Here is a 25,276-nt window from a genome sequence, read left to right on the forward strand (position 1 = left end):
GAACGCTAAAAATTTTCTTCTCACTCAAACGTTCCACGTGGAACGTTTTAAAATTCACTCTCAAAAAATATTTATGTTCCACGTGGAACACAAACTCAAAAAAGATACCTAAACTACTGTTCCACGTGAAACATTAACGAATCACTTTACCAGTAACTGTAGTGCCATCATTTAAAAAAATGCGGTACAAAATTAGACTATTATTTGGTAATGTACAGCTATAAGTATCAGAATTAACAATAGTACTGTTAATTAGTCTGCCTGAAATATCATAAAATTCTATACTAGAGATATTCTGGTTAACTGAATTAAAATAGGTGGTTTCATTTTGAGAATAAATAGTTAAATCATTACTCTTGTTATAGTCATTCGCATTTAAATCATTATAACTTAACCGTGCTAAATTTACAACAGAAGATTCTCCAACTTTATCAAACCTACCATAAATCATTATCTCGTTATCATTCAAAACAACAGCTTTAGAAATATAATTATTCTCTCCATAAAATTCAGAAGTTACTCCTCCAATGTCAAAACTTTCATCAAAACTACCATCCATATTTAAAACAAGAAAATCATCAAAACCGTAGTATGAACTAAACTGACCACTACAAATAATTTTATCATTAAATTTTGTAATAGAATAAATTTCTTGATTATTACCGTTACTGTTTACCTCAAAAGAATCAAAAAAATAATCAACACTTCCATTTTCATTTAATCTCACAAGCGGTGACCTTAAATTTGTATCATAATTTCTAAAATAGCCTGCTAACAAAATTTTACCATTATCCTGCACACACATAGAATTGATAACACAGGTGTCTGTATTAAACACATTAAAAGACTCATCAAGACTCCCGTCATTATTAATCCTAAATAATCCTTCAACTAAACTTCCAACTAAAATTTTTCCGTTTTCAAGCACAGTAAAACATTCAATATAAGAAACATCTAAAATATTTTCGAAATTAAATGTTGTATCTAAACTGCCATCAAAATTAAGTCTTGTAATAGGATTTCCATAAAGTATACCGTCTACTAAAAACCCACCAGAAAAATATAATTGCTGAAAAGGATAATTTCCAATAATACTAATTTGAGATATATTTATATTCTCAACAACATCGTCAAAAGAATCGCTAGCATCAAAAGAATTATCTAAAGAACCATCGCCATTAAGTCTTGCCAGATATTTCCTTGGAACACCATTAAGTTCAGTAAAACTACCTCCTATAATAAGTTTGTTTCCTTGTGTAACAGCAGTACTGATATCTTGATCATAACATGAACCGCAATTAAAATTATAATCCACAGAGCCATCACTATTAATAAGAGCAATGTTACCAACCGGTACACCATTATACATATTCATAGTACCCATTAATAAAATCTGGTCGTTAGTAAATTGAGTAACATCATTTACTATACTCATAACAGATAAACCATTTCCCTGATCAAAACTCTCATCGACAGTTAAACTTTGGGAAAAAAGTGACGAACTACATAATAATAAAGCTGGTATAATTTTGTACATGTAAGGTGAATTTTAATAGTTATTATTGGTTAAATAGGTTAATTTTTTGGTTTTCCTTATCCCGCATTAAAGCAGAATCCTCTTCGGTTTTATCTTTATAACCGCAATAGTGAAGTATACCATGAGCCATAACACGTTTTAATTCTTCAATAAATTCAGTATTAAAATCGGCTGCATTATCTTTCACTCTCTCAACAGAAATAAAAATATCACCGCTAATAAGGTTCCCCATAGTGTAATCAAAACTGATAATGTCAGTTAAAGTATCATGATTAAGGAACTCTATATTCTTTTGTAGAAGGTATTCATCATCACAAAAAATGTAATTGATTTCTCCTTCTGTTTTATCTTCAGAATCTATAATTTTAGAAACCCATTCCTCATAAAGGGTTTCATTTTCCAATTCAAAATCGGTTTCGTAGTTAAAGCTAATCATTGTTCTTAAAATAGGTTTGTACCCTTTGGTTATAATTTGGGCGCAAAGGTAGACTTTGTCTGTTTAAAATCTCTATGCTGTTTAAATATTCTTTAAGTTCATCTGGTATATTGGTCGAGCTATTTTTGAAGTCCTTAGTATTGGTTTGCGACTGACGTTTATTCTCCTCGCCCTGTTGTTGAATAGCTTTATCTAACTTCAAAAGTTCGTATTTAAGATTAAGCATTTTATTTAGTGTTTCGTTCTTGAAACCTTTATTTAAAAGTTGCTTTTCAATATCCTTCATTTGTTGTAGAGCACGCTGACCATTACCACCCATACCCTCTTTTTCAAGAGCCTTTTCAAGAGCTTCTCGTAACTGTTGTTGTTCTTTATATATCTCTAAAAGATCTCCTGCTTCACCTTCACCACTGGTTCCACCCTCACCTGTTTCACCAGGTTTCTTTCCGCTTTTACTATCACCGGGTTTATCACCTTCATTCTGTCCTTTCTGCATTCCTTTTTTCATCTGTTCTGAAAGTCCCTGCTGTTTCTGGATAATATCTTTAAGCTGCATACCTCCCTGCCCCTGACCTTTACCGGGCTTAGACTGCCCCTGACCTGAACCTTGCATTTGCATCTGCATGTTGTTTAAAAGATCACTTAAAAAATCGGCCAGTTTATTAGCAGATGTTACTGCATATTGCTGGTTAGAAACACCGCGTGGAACTATATTTTCTGCTAAATCATTTAAGGCTTTGTCAATGTAATAATGAACATTTCCTACCTCTTGAGTAATCTCTTCTGTGATTTTAGGATTACGTAAAGACATAGCAAAAAGGCTATCGTCTACATGACGGAACTGTTGCTTTAAGTCTTGTTGTTTGATAAGGTATTTACTAAAACTTGGTGAACCAGAAGTAGTATTTTTAAACTGATTCATTACATCTTCCTGAGAGAACGAATACGCTAAAAGATTATCCAAAATCTGACGAAGCATTTTTACATCTTCCTCTAGCATATCCATACCTCCGCTCATCATGGACTGCATCATTTGCCCTCCCATTTGTTTCATTTTTTCACCTGCCGATTTTTGTTTTGGTGAAGCTCCCTGCTTATTGTCCTGCTGCAACTCATCGGTTGCCTTTTGCATATCTTCTTCTATATTCTCTTCTTCATTTTTATCAGTAGGAATATCCATAGGCTTTTTAAGATCATCGTTAGCCTTTTCAAGCTCACGCATTTCTTCCTGAAGCTTATCAAATTCCTTATTTATATCTTCCTGTTTCTCGGCAGAATTCTCTTTATCTTCTGATAATTGCTCTTGTTTTACACCAAGTTTTTGAAGTTCATCAGCTATTTGCTCAGCTTTCTTTTCTACATAATAACGCTTGGTAAGTTCAACCAACTGCTCTAAACTTTTAGTCTGACTTTTAGATTTCTGTTTGAATTTCTCCATTTTATCAAACAGTTCTTCCTTCTCCATTTTCTCGGTAAGCTTTTCAAGTTCTGATAAAAGTTTTTCATTTTTCTCAGCCTCCTTCTCCTGTTTTTCCAAACGCTTCATCAATTCCTCTTTGTTTTCATCCTTCTTTTCCGGGTTGAATTCCTCAAGGTTATCATTAAGCTTTTTAGAAAATTCCTTCATTTGCTCTTCCAGCATTTTTTGCCTGTTAATAAAATCTTCAACCTTTTTAAGGTCTTTATATTCTAAGGCAGATTTTTCCTTATTCAGTTTTTGAAGTTTGTCAAGGTCACTAAGCTGTTTATCCTGATTTTTAATTGATTTTTCAAGACTGTTTATGTTACTGTTTTGCTCCTGTAAAGCCTTATTTTGTTTTTCATCATCGGTTAACTCTCTGTGAGAAAAAACTGAAGACTTACTACTCTTAAAATTATGTATAACATCGTTATCAAATACTTCAAAATAGTATTCATAACTAACGCCCTGCTTCACATCAAGTCCCTGTGGGAAGGTATAGAAAAATCGGTCGAAAGTTTCTTTCTTAACAGGCAATACCATTTTCTTAGCATTGTCGGGGTTACCCTGCGGATAATATACAACCTGTAGTTTGGTTAATCCGTAATCATCGGAAACCTGACCCAATATAACTTCATTTTTTAAATTCAAACTATCGGGAGCTGTGCCTACTTCAATAGTTGGGTATTGATCTTTAATGGTAGTAATAGCATACTGTAATTTTTCATGATGCTGAACTTTATCATTAGAAGTCATAATCTGATAATCTATGTTACCCAGTATGTTTTTACTTAATGAGAAAACATTATCAGTAGTATTAAAAAGGAAGCTTTCATCTTTATCAACCCATTCAATTTTATTGGTAGCCAAAGCACTTACTTTCCAGGTTACTTTAGTCCCTTCGGGTACTACAGCATTTCCTGTTCCACGAATAACTTCAGCTTTTTTATGAAGATAAGACGGAAAATTAAGCTGCATTTCAAAGTTTGATATCGTTGGTACAGCTACAACAGCCAGTTGATACTCTTGTGAGGTAACATTATTAGCAACTAACTGAAAATCAATATTTTTAAGAGGTTTTTCAAAAGTATATTCAAAAACTCCGGTTTCAGTATTTTCTAAATAGTAATTTTCATCACCAATAGTGATCATAGTATTCTCTGGCACAATATTACCAACGGTTTTAACTCTTAAAGTAAAATCAGTTCCCTGTTGAGCAGTAAGTGAATTGTTTACAATAACAAATTCAAAAGGTGCAGGTGGCGTGTAATGCTTGTCATAATGCACCACCCTATCAAAACTTTGTGTAAATATGGAAGAATTTCCGCTAAGTGTAAATACTAAAATTAATAAAACCGGTATCGCTGCATATGGCAGGTATTTTAAATTCTTTTTAAAATTAACCGCATTAGCAAAAGGTACAGGCTGTAAATTTTTAGCTTTCTGTTCTATAGAAGCTAATAACAATTCTGACTCATGCGAAGATTTTGATAACTGAAGAAAATTGGTAAGCTTATCACTTACTTCAGAAAAATGATTACCGATAATAGATGAAGCCTCATTATAATCTATACCCTTCTGTAGTTTGAATAATTTGAAAACAGGAAAGAGTATGAACCGAAATAACAAAAATATTTCGACAGCTATAAACATCCAGAAAAGCATAGTTCGCCAACTGGTAGACAGCCATAAAAAATATTCTATAAGTAAAGTGAATATAAAATACAGCAGTCCCAGCCCTATAAAAAAGATACTTCCTTTTATTAACTCATTAGTATAGTACTTCTTAATAAAGCCTTCAAGCTTGTTGAAAATAATGTTTTTTGCCTCCAAAATTACAGTCGATTGTTAATAACTGATAAAAATACAATTTCTACCGGATAATTAAACGTAAAATCCTACTTTCTGTAGATTCAAATTTTTAAGTTTAACATTTGATAATTAAGTATTTACATGTAATAATTAAATATGTAGCTTATTTGGGTGTTTTTGAAAATATCATAATTGTATCTTTGCAGCTAAAATTTATTAACAATGTCCAAACAAGTTCGTGTACGTTTTGCACCAAGCCCAACAGGGCCATTACACATTGGAGGGGTAAGAACAGCCCTTTTTAATTACTTATTTGCTAAAAAAAATAACGGTGTTTTTTACCTAAGAATAGAAGATACCGATCAAAACCGTTTTGTACCGGGAGCAGAAGAATATATAATTGAAGCCCTTAACTGGTTAGGTATACCTTTTGACGAAGGTATTGGTAAAGAGGGTAAATATGGTCCGTACCGCCAAAGCGAACGTAAGGAAATGTACAGGCAATATGCCGAACAGTTAATTAATACAGGCTGGGCATATTATGCTTTTGATACAGCAGAAGATCTTGATGCTTTAAGAAAACAGGAAGAAGCACAAGGAAAAACATTTATATACAATCATACCAACAGGGATAAACTGGATAACTCTTTAAGAATTAGTAAAGAGGAAACAGAAAAAAGAATCGCTGCAGGTGAAGAATATGTTATCCGTTTTAAAATACCTGTAGGAGAAACTTTATTCCTAAAGGATATTATACGTGGTGATGTGAAGTTTGAAACCAACCTTTTAGATGATAAGGTATTATTTAAAAGTGATGGCATGCCTACTTATCACCTTGCTAATATAGTAGATGACCACCTAATGGAAACCAGCCATGTTATACGTGGTGAAGAGTGGTTACCTTCTCTACCCCTACACTCATTACTATACAGAGCTTTTAATTGGGAAGCTCCGGAATTTGCACACTTACCGCTAATACTTAAACCGGTAGGTAACGGTAAACTATCTAAAAGAGATGGTGATAAAATGGGATTCCCTGTATTTCCGCTTGAATGGACTAATGCAGACGGAAGCAAATCATCTGGTTACAGAGAAGAAGGATTTTTACCGGAAGCTGTTGTTAACTTCCTGTCGTTGTTAGGATGGAACCCGGGTAATGATCAGGAACTGTTCACACTGGAAGAACTGATACAGTCATTTGATTTAGAAAGAGTGCATAAAGCTGGTGCTAAGTTTGACCCTGAGAAAAACAAATGGTTTAACCACCAGTACTTCATTAGACAGGATAATAGTACACTAGCCTCTCAATTTAACCATACACTGCTTGAAAAAGGTATAAACAAACCGGTTGATTATGTGGAACAGGTTGTTGGACTGGTTAAGGAACGTGCTACTTTTACAAGTGAATTATGGGACTTAAGTGACTTTTTCTTTACTGCTCCAACAGAATATGATGAGAAAGCTAAAAAGAACTGGAAAGAGGATACAGGAACGCTTTTAAGCGAATTAAGCGAGGTTATTAACAATACTATGGATTTCTCTTCACAAAACTTAGAAACGGTTGTAAAAGCCTGGATAAGCGAAAAAGAAGTAGGAATGGGGAAAGTTATGCAACCGCTCCGTTTAAGCCTTGTAGGCTCATTAAAAGGGCCTCATTTGTTTGATATAATGGCATTAATTGGAAAAGAAGACACTGTAAACAGGATTAAAAAAGCCGTTGAAACATTATAAAATTTGAAAGCCTCTGTAACAAGAGGCTTTTTTATTATACTAATAGTCGTATCTTAACAAAACTAAAAATAAATCAACTAATCATGGGAAACGTTTTTTTGTATGTATTACTGTTTATAGTATTCATATTATTTCTATCATCATTCTTCACTGTTAAACAGCAAACAGCTGCTATTATAGAGCGATTTGGTAAATTCGGCAGTATACGTCATGCCGGGCTTCACTGGAAAGTACCTCTAATAGACAAGATTTCGGGAAGAATAAACCTTAAAATTCAACAGCTTGACGTAATTATTGAAACCAAAACCAAAGAAAATGTATTCGTAAAAATGAAGGTTTCGGTACAATTCAAAGTTATTCAGGAAAAAGTATATGAGGCTTTTTATAAGCTGGAATATCCACACGATCAAATTACATCATATGTATTTGACGTAGTTCGTGCTGAAGTACCAAAACTTAAACTAGATGATGTTTTTGAGCGTAAGGATGATATTGCAATTGCAGTTAAAAGAGAGCTTAACGATGCAATGACCACTTATGGTTATGACATTATCAATACACTTATTACCGATATTGATCCGGATATTCAGGTTAAAAATGCAATGAACCGTATTAATGCTGCCGACAGGGAAAAATCGGCTGCAGAATATGAAGCGGAAGCACAAAGAATTCGTATTGTAGCTAAAGCTAAAGCTGAGGCAGAAAGCAAAAGATTACAGGGTCAGGGTATTGCTGACCAAAGACGTGAAATTGCAAGAGGTCTTGTAGAAAGTGTTGATGTACTTAACAAAGTAGGTATCAATTCTCAGGAAGCATCGGCACTTATTGTAGTAACACAACACTATGATACACTGCAGTCTATAGGTAGCGATACAAATTCTAACCTTATCCTTTTACCTAACTCACCACAGGCAGGTAGTGATATGCTAAACAATATGGTAGCATCGTTTACGGCATCAAACCAGGTAGGTGAAGCTATGAAAAATGCTTCAAAAAAGAAGAAAGATGACGATTCTAACAGATACATAGAACCGGAAACTGACTTTGATAACGACGAAGATTAAAATAGAAAAGAGCGGCTGAGTAAGCCGCTCTTTTTATTTAAATATCTTTTTAAACAACATGGTTAATGCCAGGCTTTTTAAAGGTCCGGCAAACAAACCAAGTATGCTTAATATCCGTTTTGGTGTATCCCCTATTATATTTTTAAGCTGAAGACTCTCTTTAGTTTCTTCAACTTCTTTGATTAACTTATGGTACGCAAGATCTTTTTCAACCTTTAGTATTCTAAGGTCATTATTGATTTCTTCGTAACTATGATATATTTTTGATTTCATGGCTAATCGTAATCTTTAAAAAATATTCGTGAAAAATTAGCCAGTAAAGGTCCCTCGGTAATCTTATCCTGATAATAGTATACTATAATGGCCAGTATTAAATAAATACCGCCTACTATAAGGAATCCGTAGGCCATATTATCAAGGGCATAACCAATACCGATTGCCGCGGCTATCGAGAAAAATAAAACAACAAGTAACAACATTATGCCTAAAAGTATAACCTTAAGCATCATAGATGTTGATTTCATGAAGATTTTAAAACCCCATAGCTTGTAGTACTGTACATTAGCATCCAGTAACTCCTTAGCCTGGTTTTTTAAATCCTCAGCATTTTCTTTTATTTCCTCAAATGCCATATAACTAATTATTTATTTGCAGCAGCTTTTGCCGTTCCTTTAAGCTCTTCTAATTTTTTCTCAAGTGTAGCAATGATATCTTCTTTCTTTTGCTCTACGGTTTCAACCAAATGGTCAAGTCCTGACTGAAGATCTGCCTGAGAATGTCCGAATTTACTTTTTACCTGTTCAGAAATTTCATGAAGCTTATCTTTAATTTCATCTCTTTTATGATCATAACCGTCTTTAATTTTCTTTCTGGTTTTTGATCCTTCATCTGGAGCAAATAAAATTCCTACACAGGCACCTATTGCAGCTCCTACTAATACAGCTACTGCTGTTTCTGTTTTACCAGCCATAATTTATTGAATTTTTAGGTTAATAATTATAAAGGTAAAGACTTTAACATTTGTAGGATGTTAATGTGTAGTTAATTGAAGGCTAAATAAAACAAAAATTTAAATTAACGAGATATAAAGCGGTTTTACATATATAACCTTACAATCACCTTTCCTACAAAAAATAATGTGTTACAATCAATTTATGAAGGTCAGTTTTAATAGTAACCATTTATAAATTTCTAAAAAATAATAGTATTTATATATAATAAAAAACTCCGGATGTTATCCGGAGTTTTGATAGAGAATATTTATATCTGTTATTCTTTACTTTCTAATTTTGCCCAAGTGTCTCTTAAGCCGACTGTTTTGTTGAAAACAATTTTTTCAGTAGTAGAATCTCTATCAACACAAAAATATCCTAAACGTTGGAACTGGAATCGGTCACCATCTTTAGCTTCACTTAAACTTGGTTCCAAATATCCTTTAATAACATCAAGCGAATTAGGATTTAAGTAACTCTTAAAGTCAATTTCCTTATCACCGTCAGGATTTTCGTGGGTAAATAACCTGTCATAAATCCTGATTTCTGCCTCAAGAGCATGTTGTATTGATACCCAGTGAATAGTACCTTTTATCTTTCTAAGGCTGGCTTCAGTACCGCTACCGCTCCTACTGTCAGTATCATACGTACAGTGAATTTCGGTAATATTACCATCAGCATCTTTTGCAACACTTTCACCTTTAATGATATAGGCATTTTTAAGACGTACTTCCTTACCAAGCGTTAAACGGAAATACTTTCTGTTTGCTTCTTCCATAAAGTCTTCTCTTTCAATATATAATTCTCTTGAAAAAGGAACTTTTCTGAAACCTGCACTCTCGTCTTCAGGATTATTTTCGGCATCAAGCCACTCTTCCTGTCCTTCAGGATAGTTAGTAATAACAAGCTTAACCGGATCTAATACAGCCATAACCCTTGGTGCTGTTTTATTAAGGTCTTCCCTTACACAAAACTCAAGCACAGAAACATCTACAAGGTTAGTACGTTTTGCAATACCAATAGTATCGGCAAAGTTCCTGATAGCCATAGGAGTATAACCTCTTCTTCTCATCCCTGATATTGTAGACATCCTTGGATCATCCCATCCGGTAACATGACCTTCCTGTACCAGTTGTAATAACTTACGTTTACTAACTACAGTATGGCTTAGGTTTCTACGGGCAAACTCACGCTGTTTAGGACGCATCGATTTGTTATCATAAATCTGATCCAGGAACCAGTCGTATAACTCCCTGTGCATAAGGAATTCAAGGGTACAAAGTGAATGAGAAATAGATTCTACATAATCACTTTCACCGTGAGCCCAGTCGTACATAGGATATATTTTCCAGTCACTTCCTGTACGGTGGTGATGCTTGTGCAGTATCCTGTACATAATAGGATCACGCATTAGCATGTTTGAAGAAGCCATGTTTATTTTGGCTCTTAAAACGTGAGTACCTTCCGGGAAATCACCATTTTTCATTTGCTCAAAAAGCTTCAGGTTTTCCTCTACAGAACGGTTTCTGTATGGACTTTCGCTACCCGGTTGAGATGGTGTTCCTTTTTGTTTAGCCATCTCTTCAGACGACTGACTGTCAACATAAGCCAAACCTTTTTTAATAAGTTCAACGGCCCAATCATATAGTTGCTGGAAATAATCAGATGCATAACGCTCTTCGGCCCATTGGTATCCAAGCCATTCCACATCTTTCTTAATAGCGTCTACATACTCCTGCTCTTCCTTGGCAGGGTTAGTATCGTCAAAACGAAGGTTAACCGGTGCATTATAGCGCAATCCCAATCCGAAATTAAGGCATATAGAGCTGGCATGCCCTACGTGCAAATATCCGTTTGGTTCCGGCGGAAAACGAAAACGCAGGGATTCCCTGTTCATTCCGTTTGCCAAATCTTCCTCAATTATCTCCTCAATAAAATTTAATGATCTTTCTCTGGTCGACATATCCTGTTAATAATAAGATTGCAAAGGTATTAAAAAAGACTGTTTTTTTAGAATATTTAAAACACTATAAAAGACTAAGAAATTGTATTTTTACAGCAATATTTTATACTTGCAATGGGAATTATTAAACTTACCAATATACGTACCTTTTCTTACCACGGTTGTTTGGTGGAAGAAAGCAAAATAGGTTCTGACTACAGTGTTGATCTTGAAATAAAAGCTGACCTGAGAAAATCAATGGAGACCGATGAACTTGCCGATACCGTTGATTATGTTCATCTTAACAAAATAGTTATTGAAGAAATGGCTATTCGATCTAAACTTTTAGAACACGTAGCTAAAAGAATTGTAAAACGTGTTTTTGATGAAATACCTTCGGTTTCAAGAATTGTTGTGGGAGTTTCAAAGATCAATCCCCCTATTGGCGGGGATGTACAGGCAGTAACTGTACAAATTGAAGAGTACCGTACCTAAACTTTTCATTAATAATAACTTATAGTAAAATAAAACATTATATATTGCGATAACTTTGTATAAAGTTTAATTTTACTGGTAAATTTTCTTGCGTTACTGCAAAATATATGTAAATTTGCCAACCATAACCAAAAGGGCATCGTGGCCGAGGGGCTTAGGCACAGGTCTGCAAAACCTGCTACAGCGGTTCGAATCCGCTCGATGCCTCTACAAAAAAAAGCTATCATTTTCATGATAGCTTTTTTTATTTTGTATCGTTTTTTAATCTCTTACTTTTTATTCTCCAGCTTATCAAAAGCCTCATCCATTAGTTTCTTTTCTGCCGGAAACCACCCCTGTATCAATAAAGCAAGTCCAAATATCATAAGGATAATACTAATAGCTTTTTTTATTTTAGAAATGTTACTCATGGTAAGTTTACTTCTTAGCTGTTTAGCCAGCATAATTTTACCAATATCTATTAAAAGATAAGTACATATAATAGCAGTAAAGAATATAAATATTCTGGTTGGATCTAAATCCAATTGCGGCCCCCAGGTAATGATAATTGCCAGCCAGAAGCCCAATACCCCTATATTGATAAAATTAAGCAGGAAACCCTTTGCAAACAGGCTGAAATAGTTCTTCTTAATAATATCGCGGGATGCATCATCTATAATCTCATTTTTAGCCGATTTATTAATCTTTATAAATGAAATGATACCGTATGTAATCATAATGAGCCCGCCAAAAGTGAATAAGGCAGGCTCATCTTTAATATTTTGAAGTAATTTATAACTACTGAAATAAGCTATAAGGATAAAAATAATGTCTGAAAATATAGCACCAAGATCAAATGCCAATGCAGCTCTAAACCCTTTAATCACACTGGTTTCAAGCAGTACAAAAAAAACTGCTCCCGGCATAATACTTAAAATGAAACCTATAGATACGGCGCTTAAAATATCCTGTAACATCAACTATAATTATAGTGATGCAAGTTAGTATTTTAAATTTTTAAATAAAAACAACCGTACTAAAGATAAATGTAAATCAATGGGATACTAACTATTTTACAATAGTAATTTCGGCAGTACTGGCTTTAGTTTCATTAACCTTTTTAGGGTTACCGTGAATGGCAAGTTCGGCACCCGATGCTACTACTGCAGTTACCACACCTGTGGCATAAACAGAAACCTCGGCACCCGATGCAACATGAACTGTACTGTTTTCTGTTTTAAGCTTACTGGCATTAAGCTCACAGCCACTTGCCGCATGAATATCCAGTTGTTTAGCATCGCCGCTTAATATAATTTCAGATACTGAAGAAGCTGCCACACTCATATTTTCGGCATAAACAGAACAGTTCAGTTCGGTACCACTATCAACACTTAGTTGTAAGTACTTTGAATTAATAGTACCTTTTACTAACATTTCTATTGGTCCCGAAAGAGCTATCTGATTAATAGGCCCGTTAAAATGAATAATAATCTCGGCTGTTGAAGCCGAATTACTTAAAACAAGATTACCTTCTTCAGAACTTACCTGTAATGTATCTTCTCCTTCACCAATAATTAGCTTGTTTTCAGAAGATTCAACCATATAAACCTGTACATTTCCACTTATGGCAAGCTTATCAAAACTTTTAATTTCTACTGTTTTTTGTGCAGCAGCAAACTGAAATACCGCAATAGCTGCAATTAAAAATAACTTTTTCATGTCCTTTAAAATTAGTTGATCATTTACATAAAGACAGGTTTGTATGTCAAACTGTTACAGTTAAGGTAAAAAAAATCCTGATAAACCTAACCGGCTTATCAGGATATGTTATTTTTAATCAGGTAATTAGTTACATAACATTGATATTACCACCTACATTGTTGGTTTTATTTACCTGCTTAGGATCACCATAAATATCAATATCACCACCTGCAGTAGTTTTGGCATCTACAAAATCAGTAGCAAAAACATCGGCCTCCCCTCCTGCTGTTATACTTACAGAAGTTTGTGCTGTACTAAGATCTTTAGAGTTTAGTATACCTCCCGAATTAATACTAACATCATGGTTAGAAGCCTTACCGTTAATGGTTAATATAGCACCCGATTTGATTTTACTTTTAAGTTTATCAACATCCAGATTCAGTTTAATTTGAGCTCCCTCTTTAGCATTTAGCTCAAAGGCAACTGCTTTAAAAGTATCTTCAGATGAAACATAAGCACCTTCACTGGCTTCCACCTGGTCTACATATTTGTAATACAATGTAACCGATATATCATCACCCTGAAGGAGTTTAGAAAACTTCATTCTTATTTTTACTTCATCTTTCTTGTTTACCACTTCCACATCCTGAGAATCATGACCTGATATAACAATCTTATTCTCATTTGATTTCACCATTAAAACATGAATCTGGTCAAATACCTTTACGGTAGAAAAATCACCCAGATTCCTGGTTTCCTGAGCAAACAGGCTACCCGAAAAAAGCAATAAAGCCACAATTAGTTTTTTCATGATATATTAATTTTTGATTGATTACTCTTTCTTACCGAGGTACTGAAAATCAAGCTGCTTTTTAACCAAATCGGCATTTTTTACCTTAACGTAAACCTCGTCACCCAGCTGTAATAAATTGTGGGAAACCTGCCCTACTAAAGCATATTGCTTTTCATCAAAAGTGTAATAATCATCGTTTATTTCCCTTATGCGGCACATGCCTTCACATTTGTTTGAAACGATCTCAACATAAATACCCCATTCGGTAACACCCGATATCACACCTAAAAACTCCTCGTCTTTATGATCCAGCATGTACTTAACCTGCATATACTTAATACTGTCACGTTCGGCATTAGCTGCAAGGTTTTCCATGTCAGACGAATGTTTGCACTTTTCTTCATACGCCTGCTCATCTACAGATTTGCCTCCATCCAGATAATGTTGTAACAATCTGTGTGCCATAACATCAGGATAACGACGAATTGGTGAGGTAAAATGCGAATAATAATCAAACGCCAGTCCGTAATGACCTATGTTATCAGTAGAATATCTTGCTTTACTCATACTACGAATAGCCAGTGTATCCACAAGGTTTTGTTCTTTTTTACCCTGAACTTCAGCTAAAAGATTATTAAGTGATTTTGATACCGAATCTTTTGACCTGAAGTTGATATTATAACCGAATTTTGATATAACCGACTGTAAGTTAAACAGCTTATCTTCATCCGGTTCATCATGAATACGGTATACAAAAGTCTTTTTAGGCTGTTGCTTACCAATAAATTCTGCCACTTTCCTGTTGGCCAATAGCATAAATTCCTCAATAAGGTGATTAGCATCCTTAGCTACTTTAAAGTACACACCGGTAGGTTCAGCAGCTTCATTTAAATGGAATTTCACCTCTACCTTATCAAACGAAATTGCACCATGCTGCATACGTTTACTGCGTAATATTTTAGCCAGCTCATCAAGCTTAATAACAGCATGCTGTATATCACCGTTTATTTGGTACTCCTCCCCTGTTAATGATATTTCCTGAGGGATGGTATTTCCTTTGGTTTCAATAATATGCTGAGCTTCCTCATAAGCAAAACGCTGATCAGAATAAATAGCCGTACGACCAAACCATTGGTTAACAACCTCTGCTTTCTCATTAATTTCAAACACTGCAGAGAACGTATATTTCTCCTCATGAGGTCGTAGTGAACACGCAAAGTTAGACAGTACCTCGGGTAACATAGGTACTACCCTATCTACCAGATATACCGATGTTGCCCTGTTAAAAGCCTCTTCATCCAGTAAGGTTCCTTCTTCAAGATAGTAGGATACATCGGCAATATGGATACCTACCTCATAGTTACCGTTTTCAAGTACCTGGAACGATAGTGCATCATCAAAATCCTTAGCATCCTTAGGGTCAATGGTAAAGGTTAATACCTTTCTCATATCCCTCCTGTTGGCAATTTCCTCTTCCTTGATAGAAGTATCAATTTTTTGGGCATAGGCCTCAACATCTACAGGGAAATCATAAGGAAGCCCGTATTCGGCCAAAATAGCGTGTATCTCGGTATTGTGTTCACCCGGTCGTCCAAGTACTCTTAAAACCTCTCCAAAAGGGCTGTCTGCCTTCGCAGGCCAGTCGTCTATCTTTACCAATACCACATCACCGTCCTGAGCATTGCCCAGTTTGTTTTTAGGGATAAAAATATCGGTATACATTTTAGGGTTTGCTGTACTTACAAAGGCAAAGTTCTTTTGTATGTCTATAACACCCACAAATTCAACTCTTGCTCTTTCAATAATCTCAACTACCTCACCTTCAGGTCTTCGTCCTCTCCTACGGTTATAAATATATACCTTAACCTTATCGCCGTCTAGGGCTTTATTAAGGTTTCCGGTAGGTATAAATACATCATCTTCAAGTTCGTCACTCACAAAGTAGGCAGTCTTTCTGCTGGTCATATCTATCACACCTTCAATGTAATCGTTTTTAGATACGACTCTGTATTTGCCTCTCTCTACTTCTTCAATCGTTTCTTTAGAGGCAAGAAATTTCAACTCTTTAATAATCTCGTTTCTGCTTTTGGTATCTTTTAGTTCCAGTGCAGCAGCTATCTGCTTGTAGTTAAATAGTTTATTTGGATCTTTAGAGAGTATTTTAAAAATTTTCCTGGAAAAGTCTTTTTCTCTTTTCACAGACGGTTTTCCGTTTCTTTTTTTACTCATATATAGTTTAAATATTGCTGAAAATTACAAATTACTTATAGAATAGTTAGTACAATTAATGAAATAATAACTATTTACTCACTAAATTTATACGGAGAATACTGAATCTCATTTACGTATGAAGGACTTTATCACAGCCGCCGTGTTTAGCTATCCGCACGAAATAGCCATCCTGAGGCACTTATTAACAGAAGCCGGAATAAACTTCTATTTCGAGAACGAAACCATTACAGCCATAGCTCCGCTTTACTCTCATGCCCTGGGCGGAATCAAACTCAAAGTTCACACCAACGACTTAGATACCGTAAAAGAGATACTCAAAAACTTAGAAGACTCAAATAATCTCAAAATTGTATAGCGTAAAAGTTATCAAGGTTTTCAACATACATTAAAAACAATAAAAGCTTTTTTAAAATTTTAAAAATTTAATGATGGTTATTATTGCTTGTTAATAGTAGGGATAACTTTTGGCTAATTTGTTTTTTCAGCGAGTTATACAATTTTATACAAAGGTATTAACAAAGTTAAGAAATTGTAAATAATTAGTAATAAAGGTTTTCCTGAAAATAGGGTATAGGTTATTAACAATGGTTAATTTCTGTTTTTTTATTGTTTTGTTTGAAAACTTACCCTGTTAATTGCTGTTAATAACCCTTGTTAACCTTTTCATAACTTTCAAAGAAATTCTAAGAAATAAATTTGGTTTTAAAAGTTAGGTTTTTGATTACAAAATTTATCGTTACACTTTTAAAAAACTTTCTTTTTTCTGTTGTTAACTTATTAACAATAACTGTTAAAATTTAACTACTTAGTTTTCAGTACACTTACATATTCTATTAACAATGCAATATTTTAACATATTTATAAAACGTAACTATACTGAAAATCAGGCATAAAACATAAAAACCCTTTTAATAATATTACAGATGCTTAAATCTTGGTAACTTTGCAGCAATAAGTTTATTTATAAATACATTTTAAAGTATGAAAATTTCAATAGGTAACGACCACGCGGGTCCTGATTACAAAAAAGCTATTGTAAAGCACCTAGAAGAGAAAGGTATAGAAGTTATTAACCATGGTACAGACACTTTTGACAGTGTAGACTATCCTGATTTTGTACACCCGGTTGCCAATGATGTTGAAAACGGTACTGCCGATTTTGGTATTATTATATGTGGTAGCGGTAACGGTGTTGCCATGAGTGTTAACAAACACCAGAAAATTAGAGCGGCACTTTGCTGGATTAAAGAAATTGCGGCGCTGGCGCGCCAACATAACGATGCTAACATTATTAGTATACCGGCACGTTATACCTCTATACAGCAGGCTGTTGAAATGGTAGATACTTTTTTAAATACCGAATTTGAAGGCGGCAGACACCAAAACAGAGTAAACAAAATACCTTGTTAATAACATAAAGTTGTAGTGAGCGGGCACCATCATAATCATAGAATACATAAACATGAAATTGAAGGGAAAAATCTGCTTTTTTCCATACTGCTCAATACACTAATAACAATAGCCCAGGTTGTGGGAGGGATAATTTCCGGCAGCCTGGCTTTACTTTCAGATGCGCTGCATAACTTTAGCGATGTCCTTTCGCTGGTAATTAGTTATGTGGCACACAAACTTTCCCGTAAAAAAGCCACCATATCCCAAACCTTTGGGTTAAAACGATCAGAACTGGTTGCGGCTTTTGTCAATTCGCTTACCCTTGTTATTGTTGCTTTTTACCTTATTTATGAGGCTATTACACGTTTTTTTGATCCGGTAATTATTAAGCCGGGGCTTGTAATTTGGTTCTCCATACTGGGTATTGTGGCAAACGGACTCTCGGTACTGCTGTTAAAAAAGGATGCCAACCATAACCTGAATATGAAATCGGCTTACCTGCACTTATTAACAGACATGATGGCATCGGTAGCCGTGCTCGTAGGCGGACTCATGATGCATTATTTCGAAATGTACTGGGTAGATGCCGTACTTACACTTATTATTGCCATTTATCTGGTGGTGGTAGGGGTAGACCTGTTAATAAAGTCGACCAAAATGCTGATGCTGTTCACACCCGAGTTTATAGACATTAAAGCAATAGTTAGGGAAGTGCACAAAATTGAGGGTGTTAATAAACTGCACCATATTCACGTTTGGCACTTAAATGAGGAGGAACTGCACCTGGAAGCGCATTTAGACTGTACGCACGATATTACACTATCGCAGTTTAACCTGCTGTTACAGGATATTGAGGATGTGTTGTATGAAAAATTTGGGATTAACCACGTGAACATACAACCCGAATTTAAAAAGGAAGATCCTAAGGATTTTATTGTGCAGGATTAGGTTATTATTTGGTACGTTTAAGCTTAAACGAATCCTGCCTTGTATCAAAAACATCAGCAACTTTTATTAACTGATTTTTTTCATCAACACTGTATATTATTTTATAATTATCGCAAATTAAGTAACGATAGTCATTATCACGATTTAATAATAATTCTTCAAGCTGACCTATTTCGGGAGATTTAAGTAATTTTTCGGGTTCAGTAATAATTTTAGCCAGTATCTTTTTTGCTACATCAATTCCGGCATTTTCGCAGTAATATGTAAAAATCTTATCGAGCTCTGTTTCTGCAAAATCAGACCAGATAATAGTGTAAGCCATTATTTGTACTTAGATAAAAGTTCGTTGCTTGTTTTATAACGACCGTTTTTAAAGTCTTCTTCTGATTTGTCAATCCTGCTGTTAAGCTCTGCCGAAGTCATTTTATTTGTACCACCAGTATTTTGTTTAAGTAAATTTTCGAGCATGGAAATAACTTCCTCGCTTTGAAGTTTTAAAAATTCCTGTACAAATTCTATTTTTCTGGTTTGCAAATCCATAACGTAGTTAATTTATATCAAAATTACTAAAATTTACTGAGAACTATAGTTAACACACAACCTGAATTTAAAAAGGAAGATCCTAAGGATTTTATTGTGCAAGATTAATAATATTGAGCATCTTGACCTTCAAAATCAAAAGAATCTAGTTTGTGTATTATTCTTTTAAGCTCATTTTCAAGCTTCAAATATTGAAAAGTTTTGATTGGTCTATTTTTGAATTTTGTAATTGAAACAGTACTTAAAAGTTCTTTTAAAAATGGAATGTCATCTTCATGATATTTCTTAAGGGTTAAATTAGTATAAGTTTCTTCTGGGTGATATCTGTTATGTAAAAAGTTAGTAAATGAATCAATATTATCATTATTTAAATTCTTAATTTTAGTATTTACTTTTTTAGCGTTTATATACTTAAATATAGGAGTTCTATCATAATTTGTTTTCGAATCAGGATAAGTTTTACTTAATAATTCTGGTATAAAGTTTACATTTTCATCACTTAAGTGATGAAATATATCACTTAAGAAGGTCTTGGAATTGTTATTTTGGTTATTCTTAATAAGGCTGATTGTAAAATCTAATATTTCATTAAATTCTTTTGAATCTTTTGATTGATATTGTTTTCCATAAGAACTATTAAAATAGCCTCGTCCTTTTGATTCGAGAATTGTAATATTTTCATTTTTAACAGTTCTCCTTAATTGTTTCTTAGCATTTTTAATTATGAGATAAGGTTGTTTATTTGATAAATCATTTTTTAAAAGACTTAAATAAATACCAGAAACATGTAGTATTTCAAAAGTCGAATTTATTTTATTATTTATAAAGTCATTCCAAACAGATTTTTTTAATCTATTAAATTCTATATCATCTATAAAATACCATAGCCATAGTTTTTCCCAATCTTTTTCTTCAGACTTTCTAAAAAAAACATTATTTTCAATGACCTTTAAATATTTACTTACTGAGCCTGTCTTTAAATAATTTAAAAGTTCTTCAATTTCAAGAGAAAAAGAAGAATTTTTAATAGAATACTTTTTTATCAAACTATCATATTTCTTATCAAATTCTGAATTAGATTTTGTACTATAGTCATTAAAAAAAGAAGAAATTGATTGATAATGTTTAATATTTGTATTTCCACTTTTATATTCGAGAGAAGTAATTAAAAAATAACATAGAAGATTTTTACTGAAAATTTTAAAATTAGGATGATTTTTATATTCTTTTTCAGTTTCATCAATAAGTCTTTTGTAATCTAAAAGGGAGTGTTTTAAAATTCTAAGATTGTGTGTTTTAGATGCTATGAAGATTTCTTCAATTAATTCTTCATTTTGTTTAAAAAAACCATTTGAATTTTTAGTAAAAGATTTAATAGCGGTTGTAGTGTCAGATTCTATTTCAAAAGTTCTACCTATTAATTTTTCTTTAAAATCTTTATAACATATTCCTTCAGACTTTTCATATTTTTCATGTATAATATCTTCTTCAGCAACTAAAATTATTTTACAATTAGTATGTTCAACAAAATTGTTTATGTAACCAAAAATTTCATCTATAGGAATTTTACATCTTTCTAAATCATCAAATATTAATATTTTCTTTCCGGTAATATTTTTTGATTCAGAGTCTAAAAGAGATAGTAAATCTATTGTACCACTTATGTTTGAATCTGATTCACCATCGTTATTTATATCTAAATCAATTTTTAAAGTGGTTTTAAGGATACCTTCAAGAACTTTTTTACCAACTTTTACAGCTTTAGAATAGAGTATAGGACTTAATTTAGCTTTGAGTTTATCAGTTACAGTTTTTGTATTACTAATTCCATTAAGACTAATATAAATTGGATTGATTTGAATTTTAGCTTTATCATCTTCAGGTTCATTCCAATTTTCCAATAAATTTTGTATAAAATGAGTTTTACCAGATCCCCATTTACCTTTTAAAAGTACTGCATAACCTGGTTTTTCCAGATTAACAAAATATTCTAAGTAGTCAGTTATTATTTTATTTTTCATGGTAAGGTAAATTTTTATAAACATACAAAATTCATAAATATATAAAACCCCTTATTTTTCAACCCTTTGACACAAATGCCGTAAAAATGCCGTAGTAAAACCGCTATCAAATACCTACCTTGGTCAATAATTTTGTCCCATAACTTTAAATCAAAAAATTATGGAAACCATTGGAAAAAGAATTGCCGAAATAAGAAAGCAAAAAGGCTTAACTCAGGAAGAGGTAGCCGAGAGCGCTAAGATAAATTTACGCACACTACAGCGTATTGAAAAAGAAGAAACCGAACCTCGCGGTAACAGCCTTAAAGGGATATGCGAAGCACTGGAAATTAATATTGAAGATCTGGTAGATTATGGTAAAACCGAAGACAGAACTTATTTGGTATACATGCATCTTTCGGTAATGAGTTCGGTATTCATACCATTGGGTAATATAATCCTGCCGCTTATTTTATGGCTCAATAAAAAGGACAGGATTGTTTCGGTATCGGCACAGGGTAAAAACATAATTAACTTCCAGATCGTATGGACGGTTTGTTTCTATATACTATTGTTCACGTTTGTATTTTTCAAAATAATGCACCTTCCATTTAACGCCTTTCTTTTTGTGGGACTTATGGTAGCCATAGGGATTTTTAATTTCCTGTATCCGGTATATGCTGCCATTAGGGTAAGTAAGGGAGAGGTTAAAAACTTCTGGCCGGCACCAATTAAATTTATGAAATAAGAATACTATGTTTGTAGTTCATATTTTTGAATAATGACAAACATCCAATTCATTTCGGGGCAGGTTACCGCCCCTGTAAAAAGCATAGAAAATACATTACAACTGCTAAGTGAAGACTGTACCATTCCCTTTATTGCACGTTATCGTAAAGACAGAACGGGCAACCTTGATGAGGTAGTAATAGAACAGATAGCCAAGCTAAACCAGGCCTATGAAGCGATTGTAAAGCGAAAAGAAGCGATTTTAAAGAGTATTGAGGAGCAAAACGGGCTAATGCCCGATTTAAGGCAGAAAATCGATGCCAGCTTTGATATGACCGAACTGGAGGATTTTTACCTTCCGTTCAAAAAACGCAAAAAGACAAAAGCCGACACCGCCCGCGAAAACGGACTGGAACCTCTGGCAAAAATCATCATGGCTCAAAACAGTGATGATATTGATTATATAGCATCAAAATACCTTAACGATAAAGTGGCAAATGAAGACGACGCACTACAGGGTGCCCGCGACATTATTGCCGAATGGGTAAACGAAAATCTGTATATCCGTAAAAACCTAAGGAGGATGTACAACCGCAAGGCAGAGATAACCACTAAAAAGGTTAAGGGTGCCGATGAGGAAAAGGCTAAAAAATTTGAGCAGTACCTGGACTGGAGTGAAAACCTGGCTAAAGCGCCATCACACAGGGTACTGGCAATACTACGTGCCGAAAATGAGGGTATTATTAAGTTTAAGGTAGATATAGACAGTGATGAGGCTATCGATTTTATGGAGCAGTCGGTTATCAAAAACAACCGCGAAACCGCCGGCCAGCTAAAGCTGGCAGTAAAGGACAGTTACAAGCGCCTGCTGGCACCTGCTATTTCAAACGAGGTATTGCAGGAAGCCAAAGCCAAAGCCGATGCTACTGCTATTGGCGTTTTTGCAGGAAATTTGGGTCAGCTGCTGTTAGCTCCGCCACTAGGTGAAAAACGCATATTGGCTATAGATCCGGGATTTCGTACAGGCTGTAAGGTAGTATGTCTTGACGAGAAAGGTGATTTGTTGTATAACGAAACCATATTTCCACATGCACCTCAAAAAGAGACTGCCGTTGCCATGAAAAAAGTACGTTCTATGGTCAATGCCTATAAGGTTGATGCTATTTCCATAGGTAACGGTACGGCATCGCGCGAAACCGAACATTTCATTAAAAAAATAGCTTTTGATAAGCCGGTACAGGTATTTGTAGTGAGCGAAGCAGGAGCATCGGTATATTCGGCATCAAAAATAGCAAGAGACGAATTTCCTAATTATGATGTAACCGTTAGGGGAGCAGTATCTATAGGCCGCAGGCTGAGTGATCCGCTTGCCGAACTGGTTAAAATAGAGCCTAAAGCCATTGGTGTAGGGCAGTACCAGCACGATGTGGATCAGGGTAAGCTTAAAGACGAACTGGACACAGTGGTTATGCGCTGCGTGAACTCGGTTGGTGTAAATATCAATACGGCGAGTAAATCACTGCTAGGATATGTATCGGGTATAGGCGAGAAACTTGCCGAAAATATAGTAAACTACCGTAGTGAGAACGGTCCGTTTGAAGACAGGAAACAACTTAAAAAAGTGCCAAGGCTGGGGGATAAAGCCTATCAGCAGGCGGCTGCTTTCGTAAGGATTCCAAATGCTAAAAACCCACTGGATAATTCGGCTGTTCACCCTGAGGCTTACAGTATAGTGGAAAAAATGGCTAAGGACATGAAGCTTAAAACTGCTGATTTGGTTTCTAATAAGGAAGCAATTGCCAAAATTCCGGTAAACAATTACGTAACCGGAGATGTTGGGGTACTGGGACTTAAAGATATTTTAAAGGAGCTTGAAAAACCGGGACTGGACCCTAGGAAGTCGGCCAAGGTATTTGAGTTTGATCCTAACGTGAGGTCTATTAACGACCTGCGCACCGGGATGATTTTACCGGGAATTGTGAATAACATTACCAATTTTGGCTGTTTTGTGGATATAGGAATCAAAGAAAGCGGACTCGTACATATTTCTCAGTTAAAGGACGGTTTTGTGAGTGATGTGAATGAGGTGGTAAAACTACATCAGCATGTTGAAGTTAAGGTACTTGAGGTCGATGAGACCAGAAAAAGAATACAGCTTACCATGGTATTGTAAAAAAATAAAAAACCCTCTAAGCACTGCTTAGAGGGTTTTTTATGTATAGAAATAAATATTATAATTTATTTTCTTCTTTTTGAGATTGCTCATTTTTTGAGTTTGCCGGCTGGTCTTCCTTCGCTGCATCTTTAAATTCTTTAATACCAGATCCAAGGCCTCTCATTAATTCAGGAATTTTCTTTCCGCCAAACAATAGCACGATTAATACCACAACAATTGCTATTTGCCACGGGCCAACTGCTCCTAAAAAAATTGCTAACATGTTCATAATTACAATAAATAAAATGATTATTTCGACAAAGTTAAATATAAAATAATTTACAATAACTATTTACGGCAAATATTTAGTATTGGTTTGCGTTAAAGTTTAGAAATTTAAAGATTTTTAGCTAAAATACCGTATTGCAGGAGGCTATGGTATTAGTATATTTGTGAATTAAACAGGAAATATGTCGGGTAAAAAGCGTAAAAGGCAGGTACTCAGAAAGAAACTCTTTACAAAAAACCGCCTTGTAATATTAAATGAAGATTCGTTTGAGGAAATATTTTCCTTAAAGCTTAACTTAATGAATGTTTTTGTGGGGCTAACGCTAATAAGTATCGTTATGATAGCCCTTACAACCTATATAATTGCATTTACTCCTTTAAGGGAGTATATACCGGGTTATTCGTCTTCCAAATTGAAGAAAGATGCTATTGATAATGCGATAAAGTCAGACTCGCTTCAAAAAGTATTAGATGAGAATAACATTTATCTGGCTTCGATAAGAAAAGTACTAACCGGAGATATTGAACATGCTGCCCTTAACAGGGATTCTATAATAGCTGCCGAACATAATGACGCTAATGTAGACCTGACACCAAAAGAGGCAGAACTTAAATTAAGGGAACAGGTAGCACTGGAAGACAAGTATAACCTGTTTGAAAAGGCACAGCCAAAAGTGAACCTGGTATTATTCGCCCCGGCAAAAGGACATATTACCGAGAACTATAATGCTAAAGACAAGCATTTTTCTGTAGATATTATGCTTGCGGCTAATACACCGGTAAAATCGGTAGCGGCAGGAACAGTATTATTTTCAGATTGGACTCCTATACAGGGTAATGTGATTATCATTCGCCATAACGACGGTATTATCTCGGCATATAAAAAAGCTTCATCTCTAACAAAAGTACAGGGTGATGTAGTAAAATCGGGTGAGGTAATAGCTATGGCAGGAACATCGGAAGATGCCGATAAAGGAGCGCACCTACAGTTTGAATTATGGAAGGACGGTTATCCTATTAACCCAACCCAGTTTATTGATTTTGAATAAGA

24 protein-coding genes and 1 tRNA gene are annotated in these 25,276 nt (G+C 34.5%); 10 read left to right on the forward strand and 15 right to left on the reverse strand.

Annotated elements, in window-relative coordinates; translation table 11 throughout:
- Positions 1-133 precede the first annotated feature (133 nt).
- The 3 genes from GN157_RS15990 to GN157_RS16000 are packed head-to-tail and all read right to left on the reverse strand — an operon-like array spanning position 134 to position 5,265.
- On the reverse strand, positions 134-1,537 hold the full coding sequence (locus tag GN157_RS15990; protein WP_157484497.1) for a delta-60 repeat domain-containing protein: 1,404 nt from the start codon (positions 1,535-1,537) through the stop codon (positions 134-136).
- A gap of 22 nt (positions 1,538-1,559) precedes the next feature.
- On the reverse strand, positions 1,560-1,973 hold the full coding sequence (ybeY, locus tag GN157_RS15995) for an rRNA maturation RNase YbeY (RefSeq protein WP_157484498.1): 414 nt from the start codon (positions 1,971-1,973) through the stop codon (positions 1,560-1,562).
- A complete protein-coding gene (locus tag GN157_RS16000) occupies positions 1,966-5,265 on the reverse strand; it encodes a DUF4175 family protein (RefSeq protein WP_157484499.1) in 3,300 nt (1,099 codons plus the stop codon). The genes ybeY and GN157_RS16000 overlap by 8 nt, the downstream gene beginning before the upstream one ends.
- A gap of 201 nt (positions 5,266-5,466) precedes the next feature.
- On the opposite strand from GN157_RS16000, the gene gltX reads away from it, so the two are divergent.
- Together gltX and GN157_RS16010 are read left to right on the forward strand one after the other, a co-directional pair.
- Entirely contained in the window at positions 5,467-6,975 is a 1,509-nt protein-coding gene (gltX, locus tag GN157_RS16005) for a glutamate--tRNA ligase (protein WP_157484500.1), read from the forward strand.
- 83 nt (positions 6,976-7,058) lie between these two features.
- Positions 7,059-8,039, forward strand: a complete 981-nt coding sequence (locus GN157_RS16010) for an SPFH domain-containing protein (RefSeq protein WP_035131724.1) — start codon at positions 7,059-7,061, stop codon at positions 8,037-8,039.
- Between the two features lie 33 nt (positions 8,040-8,072).
- Here the strand turns inward: GN157_RS16010 and GN157_RS16015 are convergent, their stop codons facing one another.
- From GN157_RS16015 to GN157_RS16030, 4 genes are all read right to left on the reverse strand, one after another.
- Positions 8,073-8,312: a DUF6327 family protein gene (locus GN157_RS16015; protein ID WP_157484501.1), complete on the reverse strand. Its 240-nt coding sequence runs from the start codon at positions 8,310-8,312 to the stop codon at positions 8,073-8,075.
- Positions 8,313-8,314: 2 nt separating this feature from the next.
- Positions 8,315-8,671: a phage holin family protein gene (locus GN157_RS16020; protein ID WP_157484502.1), complete on the reverse strand. Its 357-nt coding sequence runs from the start codon at positions 8,669-8,671 to the stop codon at positions 8,315-8,317.
- 8 nt (positions 8,672-8,679) lie between these two features.
- Positions 8,680-9,009, reverse strand: coding sequence for a YtxH domain-containing protein (locus GN157_RS16025; RefSeq protein WP_035131719.1), 330 nt, complete (start codon positions 9,007-9,009; stop codon positions 8,680-8,682).
- Positions 9,010-9,308: 299 nt separating this feature from the next.
- Positions 9,309-10,994, reverse strand: a complete 1,686-nt coding sequence (locus GN157_RS16030; protein ID WP_157484503.1) for a glutamine--tRNA ligase/YqeY domain fusion protein — start codon at positions 10,992-10,994, stop codon at positions 9,309-9,311.
- Between the two features lie 114 nt (positions 10,995-11,108).
- On the opposite strand from GN157_RS16030, the gene folB reads away from it, so the two are divergent.
- Both folB and GN157_RS16040 read left to right on the forward strand, forming a co-directional pair.
- Positions 11,109-11,468, forward strand: a complete 360-nt coding sequence (gene folB, locus GN157_RS16035; RefSeq protein WP_157484504.1) for a dihydroneopterin aldolase — start codon at positions 11,109-11,111, stop codon at positions 11,466-11,468.
- 135 nt (positions 11,469-11,603) lie between these two features.
- Positions 11,604-11,675: transfer RNA gene (locus GN157_RS16040), tRNA-Cys, on the forward strand.
- A 62-nt stretch (positions 11,676-11,737) separates the two neighbouring features.
- Here the strand turns inward: GN157_RS16040 and GN157_RS16045 are convergent.
- The 4 genes from GN157_RS16045 to rnr form a co-directional block, all read right to left on the reverse strand.
- On the reverse strand, positions 11,738-12,424 hold the full coding sequence (locus tag GN157_RS16045) for a LysE family translocator (RefSeq protein WP_157484505.1): 687 nt from the start codon (positions 12,422-12,424) through the stop codon (positions 11,738-11,740).
- A 91-nt stretch (positions 12,425-12,515) separates the two neighbouring features.
- Positions 12,516-13,166, reverse strand: coding sequence for a GIN domain-containing protein (locus GN157_RS16050; protein WP_157484506.1), 651 nt, complete (start codon positions 13,164-13,166; stop codon positions 12,516-12,518).
- A 130-nt stretch (positions 13,167-13,296) separates the two neighbouring features.
- A complete protein-coding gene (locus GN157_RS16055) occupies positions 13,297-13,959 on the reverse strand; it encodes a head GIN domain-containing protein (RefSeq protein ID WP_157484507.1) in 663 nt (220 codons plus the stop codon).
- Between the two features lie 21 nt (positions 13,960-13,980).
- On the reverse strand, positions 13,981-16,170 hold the full coding sequence (gene rnr / locus GN157_RS16060) for a ribonuclease R (protein WP_157484508.1): 2,190 nt from the start codon (positions 16,168-16,170) through the stop codon (positions 13,981-13,983).
- 118 nt (positions 16,171-16,288) lie between these two features.
- On the opposite strand from rnr, the gene GN157_RS16065 reads away from it, so the two are divergent.
- From GN157_RS16065 to GN157_RS16075, 3 genes are all read left to right on the forward strand, one after another.
- A complete protein-coding gene (locus tag GN157_RS16065; RefSeq protein WP_035131710.1) occupies positions 16,289-16,528 on the forward strand; it encodes a DUF2007 domain-containing protein in 240 nt (79 codons plus the stop codon).
- Between the two features lie 626 nt (positions 16,529-17,154).
- Positions 17,155-17,583 (forward strand): ribose 5-phosphate isomerase B, encoded by a 429-nt coding sequence (gene rpiB, locus GN157_RS16070; RefSeq protein ID WP_035131708.1) that lies wholly within the window; start codon positions 17,155-17,157, stop codon positions 17,581-17,583.
- 15 nt (positions 17,584-17,598) lie between these two features.
- Positions 17,599-18,513, forward strand: a complete 915-nt coding sequence (locus GN157_RS16075) for a cation diffusion facilitator family transporter (protein WP_317163551.1) — start codon at positions 17,599-17,601, stop codon at positions 18,511-18,513.
- 4 nt (positions 18,514-18,517) lie between these two features.
- Here GN157_RS16075 and GN157_RS16080 read toward each other — a convergent pair whose 3' ends face one another.
- The 3 genes from GN157_RS16080 to GN157_RS16090 form a co-directional block, all read right to left on the reverse strand.
- Complete coding sequence (locus tag GN157_RS16080) at positions 18,518-18,835, reverse strand: type II toxin-antitoxin system RelE/ParE family toxin (RefSeq protein ID WP_157484509.1); 318 nt, start codon at positions 18,833-18,835, stop codon at positions 18,518-18,520.
- Positions 18,835-19,053 (reverse strand): hypothetical protein, encoded by a 219-nt coding sequence (locus tag GN157_RS16085; RefSeq protein ID WP_157484510.1) that lies wholly within the window; start codon positions 19,051-19,053, stop codon positions 18,835-18,837. The genes GN157_RS16080 and GN157_RS16085 overlap by 1 nt, the downstream gene beginning before the upstream one ends.
- A gap of 104 nt (positions 19,054-19,157) precedes the next feature.
- Positions 19,158-21,074 carry a P-loop NTPase fold protein gene (locus GN157_RS16090; protein WP_197429479.1) on the reverse strand — a complete coding sequence of 639 codons (1,917 nt, stop codon included), beginning with the start codon at positions 21,072-21,074 and terminating at the stop codon, positions 19,158-19,160.
- A 160-nt stretch (positions 21,075-21,234) separates the two neighbouring features.
- Here GN157_RS16090 and GN157_RS16095 point away from each other — a divergent pair, with 160 nt between their 5' ends.
- Together GN157_RS16095 and GN157_RS16100 are read left to right on the forward strand one after the other, a co-directional pair.
- Positions 21,235-21,801: a helix-turn-helix domain-containing protein gene (locus tag GN157_RS16095; protein ID WP_157484512.1), complete on the forward strand. Its 567-nt coding sequence runs from the start codon at positions 21,235-21,237 to the stop codon at positions 21,799-21,801.
- A 33-nt stretch (positions 21,802-21,834) separates the two neighbouring features.
- Entirely contained in the window at positions 21,835-23,955 is a 2,121-nt protein-coding gene (locus tag GN157_RS16100; RefSeq protein WP_157484513.1) for a Tex family protein, read from the forward strand.
- A gap of 58 nt (positions 23,956-24,013) precedes the next feature.
- Here GN157_RS16100 and tatA read toward each other — a convergent pair whose 3' ends face one another.
- The gene (tatA, locus tag GN157_RS16105; RefSeq protein ID WP_197429483.1) at positions 24,014-24,220 is read right to left on the reverse strand and encodes a twin-arginine translocase TatA/TatE family subunit; all 207 of its coding nucleotides are present in this window, start codon (positions 24,218-24,220) and stop codon (positions 24,014-24,016) included.
- Between the two features lie 187 nt (positions 24,221-24,407).
- Here tatA and GN157_RS16110 point away from each other — a divergent pair, with 187 nt between their 5' ends.
- The gene (locus tag GN157_RS16110) at positions 24,408-25,274 is read left to right on the forward strand and encodes a M23 family metallopeptidase (protein WP_157484515.1); all 867 of its coding nucleotides are present in this window, start codon (positions 24,408-24,410) and stop codon (positions 25,272-25,274) included.
- Positions 25,275-25,276 lie beyond the last annotated feature (2 nt).

The sequence above is a fragment of the Flavobacterium rakeshii genome (assembly GCF_009741375.1).
Lineage (GTDB): Bacteria > Bacteroidota > Bacteroidia > Flavobacteriales > Flavobacteriaceae > Flavobacterium > Flavobacterium rakeshii.